We start from the raw sequence: 12,310 nt of genomic DNA, 5'->3' as shown, positions 1-12,310 counted from the left end.
ACCCGCACGGCCGGTGCCGGTTCTGAACCAAGCCCAAGGACGAAAGCGCCCGCACCCGATGTGCGGTCCAGAGAACAGCATTCGAGGAGCACACCGTGGATTTCGCCCTGAACGACGAGCAACGCATCATCGTCGACACCGTGCGCAAGTTCGTGGCCACTGAACTGGAACCGCACGAAGAGGAAGTCGAGCGCCTGAACGAAGTCCCGCCCGAAATCTCCGAACGCATCCAGCGCAAGTCCCTCGAAGCCGGGCTGTACGCCGCCAACATGCCCGCTGAACTGGGGGGCGGTGGTTTGGACGCCACCGGGATCACACTCGTGGAGCGAGAACTCGGTCGCACCAGCTACGCGCTGCAGATGCTCGTCGCCCGTCCGAGCAACATCCTGGAAGCCTGCCAAGGCGAACAGCGCGAACGCTACCTCATGCCTGCCATCCGCGGTGAGCGCCACGACTGCCTGGCCATGACCGAACCCGGCGCAGGCTCGGACGTGCGGTCCATGACCACCCGCGCGGTGCGCGACGGCGGCGACTACGTGCTCAACGGCACCAAGCACTTCATCAGCCACGCCGACGTCTCCGACTTCGTGGTGCTGTTCGCCGCCACCGGGACCGAGCAGACCTCGCGCGGTCCGAAGAACCTGATCACCGCCTTCCTGGTGGACCTCGACACCCCCGGGCTGACCGTTCGACGCGGGTCGGCGTGCGTCTCCAACCGCGGCTACCACCAGTGCGAACTCGTCTTCGAGGACTGCCGGGTGCCGGCCGCACAGCGACTTGGCGAGGACGGCGCGGGCTTTGAACTCATGGCTGAGTGGCTGGGAGCGAGCCGGTTGAGCGTCGCGGCCACCAGTGTCGGCCGCGGGCGGCGGGTGCTGGAGATGGCCACCCAGTGGGCGGCCGAACGACACCAGTTCGGCCAGCCCATCGGCAAGTTCCAGGGCGTCGGGTTCCAGCTGGCGGACATGGCCACCGAACTGGACGCGGCGGAACTGCTCACCCTGCGCGCCGCCGCGAATCTCGACAACGGTCACATGACCGACCAGGACGCGGCGATGGCCAAGCTGTTCGCCTCCGAGGCACTGGGCCGGATCACCGACCGCGCCCTGCAGATCTTCGGCGGGATGGGACTGATGGCGGAGCTGCCCATCGAGCGGTTCTGGCGCGACGCCCGCGTGGAGCGAATCTGGGACGGCACCAGCGAGATCCAGCGTCACATCATTTCCCGCTCCCTGCTCCGCCCGCTGGGCGCGTGAGCCGTCCAAGTCCGCGAGCGACCGTCCCGCTTCACCGGGAGCGTCGTTCAGCCGTGCCGGAGAAACCCGAGGGTGTTCCATGAGCGATGACCGCCACCACATCTCCGCATCCCGGCAGGAGAGCATCCGCCGAATGCTGGCGCCCCGGCACATCGCCGTGTTCGGTGGTGACGCCGCGGCCGAAGCGATCCGCCAGTGCCGCCGCATCGGCTTCACCGGGCCGATCTGGCCGGTGCATCCGACCCGGAGCGCCATCGAGGGCCTGCCGTGCTACCGCAGTGCCGCCGAACTTCCGGCCGCACCGGACGCGGCGTTCGTCGCGGTGCCGAGGGAGGCGACCGTAGACGTGGTCGCCGGGCTCGCGGCACGTGGCGGCGGCGGGGTGGTCTGCCACGCGGCCGGCTTCGCGGAACTCGGCAGCGATGGCGCGGATCTCCAGCAGTCACTGGTGGAGGCGGCCGCCGGAATGGCCGTGGTCGGCCCGAACTGCATCGGCACCCTCAACTACCTGGACGGCGCCGCGCTGTGGCCGGACCAGCACGGCGGACAGCGGGTAGAGCGCGGAGTCGCCGTGATCACCCAGAGCGGGAACATCGGTCAGAACCTCACCATGCAGCGCCGCTCCCTACCTCTCGCACAACTGATCACCATGGGCAACAGCGCGGTGACCGGCGTTCCGGACATCGTTGAGGCGATGCTCTCGGACCCCCGCATCACCGCGATCGGTCTTCACTTGGAGGGCATCGACGACGTCTCGGGCCTGTCGCGGATCGGGATTCAGGCGCTGCGCGCCGGAATCCCCGTGGTCGTGCTGAAAACGGGCAGCTCTGAACTCGCGGCCCAGGCCAGCCTCAGCCACACCAGCTCCCTCTCGGGCTCGGATGCTCTCTGCGATGCCCTGTTCCAGCGACTGGGCATGGCCCGCGTGCACAACGTTGACACCTTCCTGGAAACCCTGAAGTTCCTGCACGTGCACGGCGCGCTGGCTGACAACCGGATCACCTCCGCCAGCTGTTCCGGCGGCGAGGCGGCGCTGGTGGCGGATTTGGCCGACCGGCACGGGCTCGAACTGCCACCCCTCCCGGCAGACACCGAGACGCGGCTGCGGCGCCTTCTCGGCGATCGGGTCGCGGTAGCGAACCCCCTCGACTACAACGCTTACATCTGGGGTGATCCAACAGCGCAGACGGCATGCTTCACCGAGCTGCTCGAAACCGGCCTCGATTGCCACCTGCTGCTGGTCGACTTTCCCCGCGACGACCGCTGCGTCGACGGTCCCTGGACGGTGACCGCAGACGCGTTCCTCGCGGCGCACCACCAGGTGGGCGGTTCGGCATGCGTGGTGAGTTCCCTTCCCGAGGGAATTCCCGAAGCGGTCGGAGCACGACTGCTCGAAGCGGGGATCGCACCCATGCAAGGCATCCGGGACTGTCTCGCAGCGCTCGCCGCCTCAGTGGAAATCGGCACCGCGCAGCGGCGAGCGGGATCGATGGTTCCGCTGGAAGCTCCGGTAGCGGTCACCGGCGAGTCCCACCAGCTGGACGAGCACGCGGGCAAACGCGAGCTGGCGGCAGCCGGTCTCACCGTCCCCGAAGGCGTGCTGACCTGTGCCGCCGGCGCACCAGAAGCTGCCGCGGAACTCGATTTTCCGGTGGTGGTCAAGGCAGTATCGACTGACTTGGCGCACAAGAGCGAAGTGGGCGGCGTGCGCGTCGGCCTGACCAGCCGGGAGCAGGTGCGGAACGTCGTGGACGAGATGACCGCACTGACAGATACCTTCCTCGTCGAACGCATGATCCCAGGAGCGGTCGCCGAGCTGTTGGTTGGCGTGTACCGCGACCCGCAGTTCGGACTGGCCCTGACCATCGGTGCGGGCGGCGTTCTGGTGGAACTGGTGCGAGATTCGGTGACTCTGCTGCTGCCCGCGACTCGCGACCAGATCGAAGAATCGTTGCGCGGCCTGAGGGTCTGGCCGCTGCTGGCCGGTTTCCGAGGGGCCGGCGCGGACGTGCCGGCCCTGCTGGATGCGATCACCGCGATCGTCGAGTACGCGCACGGCGAAGACCGCCTCGTGGAACTGGATGTGAACCCGCTGCTGGCCCTTCAGAACTCGACCGTGGCGGTAGACGTCCTGGTCCGGAAGACGAGTGCTGCGCAGAGCGTGTCTTGCGGGCCGATCTGACCAGCGGTCACGACGCGGTGCACCGGTCATCTCAGGGTTGCTCCCCGCACCGCGGTTTCCTCAGCAGCCATCCCTGACATACAACAGCACCTCGGTGGATCTCGCGGCCCCGAGCAGAGGTAGGCCGCTCCCACACAACGACTACGGAGACAGGAGTCCGATGACTGAACAGGTGCGGATCGACATCGACGGCGGGGTCCTGACGGTGACCCTGGACCGACCGAAGGCCAACGCGATCGACGTCGCCACCAGCCGAGCGCTGCACGCGGCCTTCGACCGCCTGCGGCGGGACGACTCGCTGCGCGTCGCGGTTCTCACCGGAGCGGGCGAGCGGTTCTTCTCCGCGGGCTGGGATCTCAAGGGCGCCGTCGAGGGCGAGGCCATCGACGCCGACCACGGGCCCACCGGTTTCGCCGGGCTCACCGAGTTCTTCGACCTGGACAAGCCGGTGATCGCCGCGGTCAACGGGCTGGCCGTGGGCGGTGGCTTCGAGCTCGCCCTCGCCGCCGACCTGATCGTCGCCTCCGAGCACGCGGAATTCGCGCTCCCCGAGGTGAACCTGGGCATGGTCGCCGATTCCGGCGGCGTGCTCCGGTTGCCGAAGCGCTTGCCACCAGCGATCGCCTCCGAGCTGCTGCTCACCGGCCGCCGCATGACATCTCCCGAGGCCTCGCGGTGGGGCCTTGTCAACCGGGTCGTCCCAGCCGGGGACCTGATGGCCGAGGCCACGGAGCTGGCCCAGCAGATCTGCGCTGCCGCACCGCTGGCAACCGCTGCGGTCAAGGAGATCACCCGCCGCACCGGCGTCCTCGACGTCGAATCCGGTTACCGCCTGCTGCGAAGCGGCGACCTGCCGAACTACCAGGCGATGCTCACCTCGGCGGACGCCGAGGAGGGGCCGCGCGCCTTCACCGAGAAGCGCCCGCCCCGGTGGACAGGCTCCTGATCTCAACTCTCTCCAGATCACGATGGAGCGATGTCGCCGAACGTCCACTCGGCGAGCGGGCGGTTTGCTTCGGCGGGTGAACGACCGCAGGTCGCGAGCGGTTGTCCGACTTGCCATGGAGCCACGGCAGTCGACGCAGCCCTGTGCAGGTACGCGGCGATGTCCTTGGCGTTGCGCAGAACCGCCTCATCGGCACGCCGCTGGATCTGGTTGTGCGAGAGGGGCGCCTCCGGAGGGCTTGTGCACGCCCTCAACGGAACTGCCCTCAAAGCACTCGGTGTCCATCTCGCGCGGCTCGTGCTGCTGTCCAAGGATCTCTTGCCTGATTTGCGCACCTTGGTCGGCCACGACAACGAGCATCCGGACGGCGCGGGCCTTTTCGCGGACGTACGCTCCGAGTTCCGGCAACCGCGTCCAGTGCGCATCGACCCCAGCGCCGAGCGCGGCATCCCACGGTTCGTCCAGCGCGAGGGATCCTCCTGCTCGTACACCTGCCGCAACGAAAGCTCGACCTGTTACTCCAAACTCGGCCGTAGCTCCCTCAAGGATCCTGACGGCCAACAGCGCGGTCATCTCTCATGAAGGAACGACTGGCACGACCCAGCCGTCGTCGGCCCGGGTCCACTCGGCACTCGCACTCCGGCTCCAGCCGGCCTCGTGCAAGTGCTTTTCGGCTTGAGCGGGCTCGGTGACCGAGTGCGGCAACTCCAGTTCGGTGATGGTGGAGCCTCGGTCATCGCGAATCACCAACCAAGAACCCGGGCTCTCACCGGCGGTGACCAAGTGCGCGTTGTTCGCCATGTCCTTCCCTTCCAGCGTGTGGAGCGGCCATGCGACCACGTGTGCGGACGCCGAAGCCGGTCGCAGAACCCTGCACCTCGTGCACACCTCGTACCCAGCAAGCCCAGCAGGCAAACCTCGGGCAGGCAGATCGCACGGGACGACGAGCCGGTTGTGTTCACAAGGGAGGGCCCTCTTGTCTCAGCGACCTGCCCGTCGATAGCTGGAGCTGAGCATGAAGCACTCACGAACTGCGGACTTCATGGTCCGTTTTCTGCGACGGAGCTCGCAGAGGTGCGACAGCGGTCGAAGCGCGAGGAAGCCGGAGAGGTCGTTGGTCAACGCCTTGACACCCCGCGAGCACGACGTCCTCGCCGAGATGGCGAAGGGGCAGAGCAACAAGCGCATCGCACGTGAACTCGCGATCTCCGAACACGGCGTGAAACGGCTGGTTTCGAGCATTCTCGCGAAGCTCCAATGCCCGACCCGAACGCTCGCAGTCGCTTACGCGATCGAATCGGCAGACCCGGTGAGCACGCACGGCCGCCACGACGACCAGCTCAACGGGTCGCGATGACGAGCGATTCGTCTTCATCACCGACCGAGTCGAAGACATGTTGATCTACGAGGATACAGCGTCAAACCGCGTGAGCTCGAAGGTGTGCTCTCCACACATCCGGACATTGCGGCCGCCGCGGTCGTCGGCCGACCAACACCGTCCAACGGCGAGGAACCCGTCGCGTTCGCCGTACCCCGAATCGGCGCGGTTTTGGACATCGACGAGGTGAAGGCGTTCGTCGCCGAACAGGTCCTCCCACATAAGAAGATCCGCCACGCCGAGGTCTAGACGTGCTGCCCACATCCGCCGCCGGCAAGATCATGAAGACCGACCTGAGACGGCGCATCAGAGGCCACCTGCGTCAGCGACGCTTCGCGACGACGGGCCACGGCGACCACGTCATCACGGAACTCCTGCGGATAGGGCTTGGGCACGACGACATCCTTCCAAGCAAGGCCGAAGCCTCACACATCGGGTGTCAACCAAACCCTGTTCAGACCCTTCCTTTTGGCAGTGAAACGCTGTGGTGCCAGTCGGAGTTCGTTATTCGTACTCGGTTCTGAGGAACCTAGTGAGCTGGTCCGCTAGTGGGCCGGGAGCGTCTTCGGCCATGTGGTGGCCGCTGTCGATGACCGTGCTGTGCAGCGTGTGGGTCCAGTTCTGCCAGATCGCAACGACATCGTCGTAGAGGTCGTGCAAATCATCGCGTGAGGACCAGGCGACCAGTGTGGGGCAGTCAATCCGACGGCCGGCAGCTCGATCGGCATCATCAGCGGCACGATCGAGACCAAGCCCGGCGCGGTAGTCTTCGAGCATGGCGCGCACGGTCGCTGGGTCTCGGATCGCGGCAAGGTAGTCAGCGTAGTTGTGCTCGCCCATCTGTACTACGTCACCGCCGTACCAGCCTTCGGGGTCGGCCAGAATCGCACGTTCCGGTTTTTCGGGCTGGGCGAAGAAGAACCAGTGCCACCATGCCGTGGCGAAGCGGGCGTCAGCCTGTGCCAGGGCCTCGCCGATCGGGACGCAGTCCAGCACGGCCAGTGCGCTGACGCGGTCAGGCGCATCCAAGGCGAGGCGCATCGCGACGTAGCTTCCGCGATCGTGGCCGACCACCGCGAATCGTTCATGCCCGAGCCCGCGCATCAGATTCCCCATGTCGGCGGCCATGACCCGTTTCGAGTAAGGCTCGTGATCCGGTGTCGTCGCCGGTTTCGAAGACCGTCCATAGCCTCGCAGATCGGGGCACACGACGCTGTAACCGGCCTCGACCAACAGCGGCGCCACCCGATGCCATGTGGTGTGTGTCCGCGGGTGCCCGTGCAGCAGCAGTACCGGCGGACCGACCCCACCACATCGACCACGCAAGCTGACTCCGTCGGCGACCTCCCGGAACCATTCACGAAACCCGGAGAACATGACACCGATCATGCCCTACACCCACCCGCAGGGCCCACCACATCGATGGGTCCCAATTACAGATCGCACCCAGACGGGTCCGTCTGATTAACGGGGTGGTTCCACAGAGACCGGGGGCCGGCAATACACCAGCACCGAATTCGGACGCGTCTGGGGGGTCTGTCTGATTTTTCGTGGGTGAGGCGGTGGTCGGTTTCTAGTTGAGGCTGATCCGGTCGCCGTAGAACATCACGAGGGTGTTCAGGGCCTGTTTCCAGCCGTGCGTCCGCCCGGTGACGTTAGTCCGGTTGCGCTGCGGTGAGCGAATGACCAGGTAGAGCACCTTGAGCGCGGCTTGCTCGGACGGGAAATGCCCGCGCCGGCGGGTGGCCTGACGGAACCGGGCGTTGAGACTCTCCACGGCGTTCGTGGTGTAAATGATCTTTCGGATCTCCGGAGGGAACGCCAAAAACGGTGTGAACTGCTCCCACGACGAGCGCCACAACCGGATGATCGCCGGGTATTTCGCGCCCCAGACCTGCTCGAACTCGTCGAACCGCTCTTCGGCGGCCTCGACGGTCGGGGCGGTGTAGACCGTGCGCAGTGACTTGGTGATCGCACCCCAATGAGCCCGGGAGGCATAACGCAGGCTGGCCCGCACCAGATGCACCACGCATTCCTGCACCGTGGCCAACGGCCAGACCTCGTTGATCGCCTCAGGAAGTCCCTTGAGGCCGTCGCAGCAGGCGATGAGCACATCGGCGACACCGCGGTTTTTCAGTTCGGTGAGCACGCTCATCCACTGCTTGGCTCCTTCACCACCGGTGCCGACCCAGAGTCCGAGCACGTCGCGTTCGCCTTGGCAGTTGATGCCGACCACGACGTAGACCGGTCGGTTGGTGACCTGGCCTTCCCGGATCTTCACGTGGATCGCGTCGATGAGCACGACCGGGTACACGCGATCCAGTGGCCGGTTCTGCCAGACCTTGAGTTCGTCGACGACCTGGTCGGTGACCCGGCTGATCAAGTCCCTGGACACCTCGGTCTGATAGATCTCAGCCAAGTGCGCCTGGATCTCACCGGTGGTCAAGCCCTTGGCATACAACGAGATAATGGCCTCGTCGAAACCTTGGATACGGCGAGCGTGTTTGGGCACGATCTGCGGCTCGAACTCACCCCGCCGGTCCCGCGGGACCTCGATGGGCACCGGCCCAACCTCGGTCCGCACCGTTTTCGCCGAGCTGCCATTACGGTGGTTACCAGCTCCGCGGCCGGCGGGATCGCCCTTGTCATAGCCGAGGTGTTCGGTCATCTCGGCTTCCAGCGCGGTCTGCAACACCGTCCGGGTGACCCCGGCCAGCAGTCCGTCCGGGCCCACCAGGGACACGCCCTCGGCTTGGGCTCGCTCGATCAAATCCCTGGCCAGCTGCACATCCAACCCACCCGAGGCGCTCTCGTCGGGTTCGCCATCCTGCGCTGCTGTCGTGTCGTCATCGGTCACGATGATCCCCTTCCAGCCGAAAGCGGACGCTTCCAGCCTGTCGGATCACCGCCCCACACACAAAGATCAGGACACTCCCACGGCGGGATTCGAACTCACGACCCCTTGTTGTGGTGGGTGGGGGGGACTGTCGGGGTAACGGTGTTTCCAGCCTGACGCGCCGGGCGTGGGTCCGGCGGGATGGGCACTGTGAGTGATGAGCTCTGACGCTGTGAGCGCAGACCGGAAGAAGATCGGCAAGTCGGATCGGACGTTGTCTCCTGAGCAGGCCGCTGTGGCCGAGATGGTGGCGATGGCCAAGGACAAGGGCCTGGATTTGACCGGTCCGGATGGGCTTTTGAAGCTGTTCACCAAGAATGTGTTGGAAACGGCGTTGAACGAGGAACTGACCGAGCACCTCGGGCATGAGAAAAACCGTGCCGACTCGGGCCGGGATTCAGCGAATGTGCGCAACGGTTCCCGTCCGAAGACCGTGATCTCCGATGCGGCCGGCGCGATCGAGATCACGGTTCCGCGGGATCGTGAAGGAACATTCGAGCCGCGGATCGTACGAAAGCGGCAGCGCCGTCTCGGCAGTGTGGACGAGGTGGTGTTGTCACTGTATGCGAAGGGATTGACCACCGGGGAAATTTCCGCGCATTTCGCGGAAATCTACGGGGCGTCGGTGTCCAAGGACACGATCTCCCGTATCACCGACACGGTCGTACGGGAGATGGAGGATTGGCGCAACCGTCCGCTGGATTCGGTCTACGCCGCGATCTTCATTGACGCTGTCGTGGTCAAGGTCCGGGACGGTCAGGTGGCCAACCAGCCCGTCTACGCGGCGATCGGGGTCACTGTGGACGGCCGCAAGGACGTGCTGGGGCTGTGGATGGGCACCGGCGGCGAGGGCGCGAAGTTCTGGCTGTCGGTCCTGATGGATCTGAAAAATCGCGGCATCACCGATGTCTTCTTCTGCGTCTGTGATGGCTTGAAAGGACTCCCGGATTCCGTCGCCTCGGTGTGGCCGCACACCATCGTCCAGACCTGCATCGTCCATCTGATTCGCAACACTTTCCGGCTCGTTCCCCGGCAGAAATGGGATGAGGTCAAAAAGGACATCAAACCGATTTACACCGCACCGAACCCGGACGCGGCACTGGCCGCTCTTGACGATCTCGATGAGAAATGGGGCAAGCAGTACCGGGCCATGATCCGATTGTGGCGCAACGCCTGGGAAGAATTCACGCCGTTCCTCTCCTACGACGTCGAGATCCGGAAAGTGCTGTGCTCCACCAATGCAATCGAATCCCTCAACGCCCGCTACCGTCGAGCGGTCCGCGCACGAGGACATTTCCCCAACGAACAGGCAGCGCTGAAATGCCTGTATCTTGTAACCCGCAGCCTGGATCCCACCGGAGCCGGCCGCACCCGATGGACGACACGTTGGAAGCCAGTCCTCGACGCCTTCGCCATCACCTTCGGTGACCGCTGGCCGGACGCCGAAACCTACTGATCAACACGCTGGAAACACCGTTCCTGCGAAAGACCCGGGTGGGCGTTTGTATCTCTCGCCGGTGGCGAGGATGCGTCCGACGTCGTGGCGTGGAGCGGTGCGGTGGTTTGTGGAGCCGGGTGGTCGTCCCGGGCCGGGCCGGGAGGGTTTCGGTGCACCCGCTGGAGACGGGGTCTTCGTGCGGATGTTCCGAAACCCGCGCCGGGTGCGTGCGGGCGTGAGCTGCTCGGGTGGGGCTGGCTTTTCCCAAGGGCGCCTGAAGTCAGTCGCGAGTGGCCGGGCGAGTCGGAGTTGGGTGTGAGCGATGATGATCAGCCAACTCCAGCGGTCGGCAGCCTCGAGCTCTCGCAGCTTCGGAACGGTCCAGCCGAGGGTCTGTTTGAACAATCGGAAGGTGTGTTCGATGTCGAAGCGGCGCAAGAATGCCTGCCAGCATCGATCAACATCGGCTGCAATTGCATCCACTTTGGACACCACAACCACACCGGTTCGGCTTCGCCGCCGCTGGGAAGGTGATCGACGCACAGCCTGATGACCGTGCCTTCGATGATGGGCAGCGGCCCGGTGTGCTCCCTCCAGGCTGATCGATGAGTCAGCCGCGGATGCAGCCGGTCCCACGCCTGGGCTCTGGCCTGTCCGTACCGGTGGGTATCGGTGGTAGTCATCGCCTGCTGGGCGCCCAAGCGGGTCTTGCCGAAGATGGTTTTCCGGCCGACGTCCAACCAGGCGTGCAGCATCGGCTTCTGGTCGAGCCCGTGCTGCGGGATGCGTCGCAGCGGGGTCGCGAACCCACGCGGGGACGTGCTGGGACATCAGAGAGCACCGTTTCTCTCGGGCGGGACCGTCTCTGGTCGCCGGCGTGGTGTGTGACGGGTGAGCAGCCGGAAGCTCATAAAGGCCAACGCGAGCGAGATCGGCAGGAGGAGGAACCATCCGGTGAAGGCGAGCACGATCGCCATGACCACGGCGGCCGTGCCGGCGCCGGCACGAACGGCAGAGCCGGCGGGCAGGAGCCGGGCGCCGGCGCAGAGCCCTGCCACGTAGACGGCCATGAAGCAGGCCGATGCGGCGAGCATGAGGTCGCCGAGGTCGGCTCGTGCGGCGAGCGCGACGATGGCAACGGCCGTGGTCGCCGCGCCGAGCAGCGCCAGGCTCCGGCGCGGTGTACTACCGGGTCGGTTCCCCTCGGCCAGCCAGTGCGGAAGGCTGCCGTCACGCGCGAGGGCCGCGCCGAGCCGAGCTCCGCCCGCGAGATAGGCGTTCATCACTCCGGCGGTGAGCAGGAAGGCCAGGACGCCGGTCAGCATCCGCGCTGCCCCGCCCATCCCGCCCGTCTCCAGCAGGACGGTGATCGGCGTGCTGCTGGTGGGTAGCCGGGTGCCGAGCACGAGCACGCAGGTGGTCGCCAGGCCCAGGTAGAGGACCCCGACAGTGATCAGGGTGGCGACAGTGATCCGGGGAAGGTCACGGCGTGGGTCGGTGAACTCGGCGGAGAGGTGGGTGACGGCCTCCCACCCGGCGAAGGTGAAGAACAGGACCCCTGCGGCGCGCACGACCGAGACCCATCCGTTCGGGAGGAAGGGGGTGAGGTTCGCGGGCTCGGAATATGGGAGGGCGACGGCGATGGTGACCAGCAGCAGGAGGCCGAGCAGGCCGATCAGGGCCAGCTGCACCCGGCCCGAGACCTGCAGCCCGGCGGCATTGGTCGCCAGGCCGGTCAGGACGATGATCGCGCCGACGAGGTAGCCGACGCCGGGGCCGGCGGACAACGCGTGCGCGACGTACTGCCCTCCGACGTAGGCAACCGCGGCGGCTCCGAGGGGCAGCGCGAAGTAGAACCACCAGCCCACGACGGCACCGGCGTTCCCGCCGAATGCCCGTGTGACGAAGGTGGCGATCCCGCCGCTGTCGGGTTCGCGCGCGCCGAGAGCGGCGAACGTGGCCGCCACCGGTATGCACAACAGCACCAGGGCCAACCACGCCAGGATCGACGCAGGCCCGGCCAGGCGCGCCGCCTGCGCGGGGAGCGTAAGAACCCCGGCGCCCAGGATCGCGCCGACGTAGAGCGCAACCCCGTGCGGGACCCCGATCCGCCGATCGGCGCTGTCGTACGTCCGGTCCTCTGACGATGGCATCGCCTGTGATGGTGGCCTGGGCGGGCACTCGTCCGCGAGCGGCGGAACCGACGACGTCCGT

12 protein-coding genes are annotated in these 12,310 nt (G+C 66.3%); 8 read left to right on the top strand and 4 right to left on the bottom strand.

Annotated elements, in window-relative coordinates:
* Window positions 1-95 precede the first annotated feature (95 nt).
* The 6 genes from FHU35_RS10935 (at window position 96) to FHU35_RS29565 (ending at window position 6,011) form a co-directional block, all read left to right on the top strand.
* On the top strand, window positions 96-1,256 hold the full coding sequence (locus FHU35_RS10935; protein ID WP_145738384.1) for an acyl-CoA dehydrogenase family protein: 1,161 nt from the start codon (window positions 96-98) through the stop codon (window positions 1,254-1,256).
* A 79-nt stretch (window positions 1,257-1,335) separates the two neighbouring features.
* Window positions 1,336-3,438: an acetate--CoA ligase family protein gene (locus tag FHU35_RS10930; RefSeq protein ID WP_145738383.1), complete on the top strand. Its 2,103-nt coding sequence runs from the start codon at window positions 1,336-1,338 to the stop codon at window positions 3,436-3,438.
* A gap of 160 nt (window positions 3,439-3,598) precedes the next feature.
* Window positions 3,599-4,384 carry a carnitinyl-CoA dehydratase gene (locus FHU35_RS10925; protein ID WP_145738382.1) on the top strand — a complete coding sequence of 262 codons (786 nt, stop codon included), beginning with the start codon at window positions 3,599-3,601 and terminating at the stop codon, window positions 4,382-4,384.
* Between the two features lie 240 nt (window positions 4,385-4,624).
* The gene (locus FHU35_RS10920) at window positions 4,625-4,966 is read left to right on the top strand and encodes a hypothetical protein (RefSeq protein WP_145738381.1); all 342 of its coding nucleotides are present in this window, start codon (window positions 4,625-4,627) and stop codon (window positions 4,964-4,966) included.
* A 532-nt stretch (window positions 4,967-5,498) separates the two neighbouring features.
* Window positions 5,499-5,741 (top strand): response regulator transcription factor, encoded by a 243-nt coding sequence (locus tag FHU35_RS10910; protein WP_246110232.1) that lies wholly within the window; start codon window positions 5,499-5,501, stop codon window positions 5,739-5,741.
* An 84-nt stretch (window positions 5,742-5,825) separates the two neighbouring features.
* Window positions 5,826-6,011 carry an AMP-binding enzyme gene (locus FHU35_RS29565; RefSeq protein WP_222429342.1) on the top strand — a complete coding sequence of 62 codons (186 nt, stop codon included), beginning with the start codon at window positions 5,826-5,828 and terminating at the stop codon, window positions 6,009-6,011.
* Here FHU35_RS29565 and FHU35_RS29560 read toward each other — a convergent pair.
* The 3 genes from FHU35_RS29560 to FHU35_RS10895 form a co-directional block, all read right to left on the bottom strand.
* Complete coding sequence (locus tag FHU35_RS29560) at window positions 6,008-6,157, bottom strand: hypothetical protein (protein ID WP_222429341.1); 150 nt, start codon at window positions 6,155-6,157, stop codon at window positions 6,008-6,010. The genes FHU35_RS29565 and FHU35_RS29560 overlap by 4 nt on opposite strands.
* 109 nt (window positions 6,158-6,266) lie before the next feature.
* Window positions 6,267-7,151, bottom strand: a complete 885-nt coding sequence (locus FHU35_RS10900; RefSeq protein ID WP_246110231.1) for an alpha/beta fold hydrolase — start codon at window positions 7,149-7,151, stop codon at window positions 6,267-6,269.
* Window positions 7,152-7,335: 184 nt separating this feature from the next.
* Window positions 7,336-8,556, bottom strand: a complete 1,221-nt coding sequence (locus FHU35_RS10895; RefSeq protein WP_145737879.1) for an IS256 family transposase — start codon at window positions 8,554-8,556, stop codon at window positions 7,336-7,338.
* Window positions 8,557-8,902: 346 nt separating this feature from the next.
* Here FHU35_RS10895 and FHU35_RS10890 point away from each other — a divergent pair, with 346 nt between their 5' ends.
* Together FHU35_RS10890 and FHU35_RS29230 are read left to right on the top strand one after the other, a co-directional pair.
* A complete protein-coding gene (locus FHU35_RS10890; protein WP_246110309.1) occupies window positions 8,903-10,114 on the top strand; it encodes an IS256 family transposase in 1,212 nt (403 codons plus the stop codon).
* Between the two features lie 297 nt (window positions 10,115-10,411).
* Complete coding sequence (locus tag FHU35_RS29230; RefSeq protein ID WP_186459370.1) at window positions 10,412-10,630, top strand: hypothetical protein; 219 nt, start codon at window positions 10,412-10,414, stop codon at window positions 10,628-10,630.
* Between the two features lie 296 nt (window positions 10,631-10,926).
* Here FHU35_RS29230 and FHU35_RS10880 read toward each other — a convergent pair whose 3' ends face one another.
* Window positions 10,927-12,249, bottom strand: coding sequence for an APC family permease (locus tag FHU35_RS10880; RefSeq protein WP_145738378.1), 1,323 nt, complete (start codon window positions 12,247-12,249; stop codon window positions 10,927-10,929).
* Window positions 12,250-12,310: the final 61 nt, after the last annotated feature.

This window comes from Saccharopolyspora dendranthemae (assembly GCF_007829955.1).
Lineage (GTDB): Bacteria > Actinomycetota > Actinomycetes > Mycobacteriales > Pseudonocardiaceae > Saccharopolyspora > Saccharopolyspora dendranthemae.
The sequence above is the reverse complement of the archived record's forward strand: the minus strand, read 5'-3'. Positions and strand labels throughout refer to the sequence as shown.

What these genes read in the sequence shown, in the direction of transcription:
- FHU35_RS10930 (WP_145738383.1), top strand. Translation starts at nt 1,336, where the DNA reads ATGAGCGATGACCGCCACCACATCTCCGCATCCCGGCAGGAGAGCATC.
- FHU35_RS10925 (WP_145738382.1), top strand. Translation starts at nt 3,599, where the DNA reads ATGACTGAACAGGTGCGGATCGACATCGACGGCGGGGTCCTGACGGTG.
- FHU35_RS10900 (WP_246110231.1), bottom strand. Translation starts at nt 7,151, where the DNA reads ATGATCGGTGTCATGTTCTCCGGGTTTCGTGAATGGTTCCGGGAGGTC.
- FHU35_RS10890 (WP_246110309.1), top strand. Translation starts at nt 8,903, where the DNA reads ATGGTGGCGATGGCCAAGGACAAGGGCCTGGATTTGACCGGTCCGGAT.
- FHU35_RS10880 (WP_145738378.1), bottom strand. Translation starts at nt 12,249, where the DNA reads ATGCCATCGTCAGAGGACCGGACGTACGACAGCGCCGATCGGCGGATC.